Annotated in this window: 2 protein-coding genes; both read right to left on the bottom strand. The window is 72.8% G+C overall.

Features of this window, described 5'->3' with window-relative positions; genetic code table 11:
* Positions 1–12: 12 nt before the first annotated feature.
* Positions 13–1,026 carry a tetratricopeptide repeat protein gene (locus I5E_RS09585; protein WP_022906784.1) on the bottom strand — a complete coding sequence of 338 codons (1,014 nt, stop codon included), beginning with the start codon at positions 1,024–1,026 and terminating at the stop codon, positions 13–15.
* On the bottom strand, positions 1,023–2,336 hold a 1,314-nt coding region (locus I5E_RS25390; protein ID WP_031262046.1), incomplete at its 5' end, for a hypothetical protein. The genes I5E_RS25390 and I5E_RS09585, both read right to left, overlap by 4 nt.

Genomic DNA, 2,336 nt, shown 5'->3' with positions numbered 1-2,336 from the left:
ACGGGCGAGCGGTCAGTACAGGCGCTCCGCCAGGCGTCGTCGGGCCGCGACGACACGCGGATTCTCGGCGCCGATCAGCTCGAAGTACTCGACGAGCCGGACGCGCAGGGCTTCGCGGTCGTCGCCGAACACCGTCGGGACGAGGTCGAGCAGCCGACCGAACGCGTCCTCGACGTGCCCACCGGAGACGTCGAGGTCCGCGACCGCGAGCTGCGCCGGGACGTCGGACGGCCCGGCGGCGGCAGCGGCACGGATGTCGTCAGCTGTTCGCCCGTCGAGCCGGTCGAGCAGCGAGACCTGCGCCAGACCCGCGACCGCCATCTGGTCGTGCGGGTCCTGCGCGATCGCGGTCTTGTACTCCTGGATCGCGGTGGCGAAGTCACCCTGCTCGATCGCGTCGTACGCCGCCTGGTGGTGCGGCGGGAGCGGCTCCGGCTCGGGCTCGCCCTGCTCCACGGTGTCGGTCGCCGGGGCACCGTCGACGTGCACGCGCCCGGAGACGCCGTTCTGCTCGGCGGCGGCGAGGACCTGCTCGTAGACGTCGCGGACCTGCGCCTCGGGGAGCGCACCGACGAAGAGACCGAGCGGGCGTCCTCCGATGAGCGCGGCCACGGTCGGGATCGACTGCGCCTGGAACGCCTGCACGAGCTGCGGGTTCGTGTCGGCGTCCACCTTGGCGAGCAGCACACGGCCGTCGTACTCGGCGGTGAGCTGCTCGAGGATCGGCGAGAGCTGCTTGCACGGCCCGCACCACTCGGCCCAGATGTCGACGATCACCGGGACGATCGTGGACAGCTGCAGGACGTCCTGGAACGTCTGGTCGGTGACGTCGAGGACGAGCGACGGGACCGTCAGGTCCGCGCCGGTCTCGCTGCCGGCAGCGCCGTCGACGGCGGCACCGGGCCCGGTGCCCGCCGCACCGGAGGGAGCACCACCGGGCTGCGGGGGCCGCTGGGCGCGGTCCACCAGGGACGACAGGTCGACGGCTCCGCGGAGACCGGACGGGGTCGGGGGGACGTTGGTCATTGCACCTCACTCGCTGCTGTCAGGCCCTGCGTGAACCCGAGCAGGACCACCTTGTCATCGGTGCCCACCGGGGGCACGTAGAAGAGCAGCTGCACGCCGTAGGTGGCGCTGATGCCCTTCGTGCTGGAGTCGACGCCGGAGAGCGCCTTGACCGCGCCCTCGGTGTTGACCTCGGCTCCGGCGGCGGTCGGCGTGACCTTCTCGACCTCGTTCAGGTCGGCGGACACGAGCGCGCCGGCGCCGTCGGTCGCGATCGCCACCGCGCTGTCGTCGGGCACCTCGGACGAGTACTCGATCTTCGCGGTGTCCGGCAGCGACTCGGACTTCTTGTCCTTGTAGGCCTTGCCGATGGTCGACCGGAGGCCGTCGCCGTCGGACTGGAAGAGCGACGCGTACGAGCTGTCCGAGTCCTTCGACAGGATGTCGCCGTACGCGGTCGCGATCTCGTCCGGGGCGATCGAGAGCAGCTTCGTGTTCGACGCGAGCAGGGCGGCACCGATCGACGTGGGCGCGAGGCTCGGGATCTTCGCCGCGGCCTCGAGCGAGACGTCGTACGCGACCTTGTAGTCGTCGCGGGCGGAGTCCTGCACGAGCGTCAGCGCCTGGGGGGCCGACTTGGCGTCGCAGTCCTCGGCGACGACGGCGAACACCGTGCGCGGCCACGAGTCGGTCTGCTGCGGCAGCGCCACGCACACCTGGCCGGCCGAGATCGCCGGCGGTGCGTCGACGTCCGCGTCCTTGCCGCGGATCGTGTAGTTCGCCTCGCGCAGGTCGAGGGCGGCGCCGGTGAAGCGCTCGGCCGCGATCTCGGCGTCACGGGCGTCGTCGGCCTTCTTCGCGACCTCGGCCACGCGCTGGACGATGCGCGTGATCTGCTGCTTCGTCGCGGCGGTCGGCTCGTTCTGCACGGCCGTGCCAGTCGCGGTCGCGGTCGGGGTCGGGGTGGCCGCCGACCCGCCCTGCGGCCAGTAGTCGGAGGAGCAGCCGGCGAGGCCGAGGGCGCCGACGAGCACCACCGGGACCGCCACCAGTGCGCGACGGCCGCGGCGACCGCGGACCGGAACCTGCGCGCCGGCTGCGGCGGCACGGCGGGAGGCCCGGACGCGCGGCGGACGGGATCCCCCGCTGCGTCGGCGCGGCCCACGACCACGACGCTGGTGCACGAAGGCCCAGACGAGCAGGACGATGCCGCCCACGAGGAAGACACCACCGGCCACGAGCAGCGGACCGACGCTCGGGGTCGCGGTGTCGCGGGGCCAGGTCACCGAGACGTCGCTCGGCGCCGCGTTCTCGCCGTCACCGACGATGAT

The organism is Curtobacterium sp. B18 (assembly GCF_000333375.1).
GTDB lineage: Bacteria > Actinomycetota > Actinomycetes > Actinomycetales > Microbacteriaceae > Curtobacterium.
The sequence above is the reverse complement of the archived record's forward strand: the minus strand, read 5'-3'. Positions and strand labels throughout refer to the sequence as shown.

What these genes read in the sequence shown, in the direction of transcription:
- I5E_RS09585 (WP_022906784.1), bottom strand. Translation starts at nt 1,026, where the DNA reads ATGACCAACGTCCCCCCGACCCCGTCCGGTCTCCGCGGAGCCGTCGAC.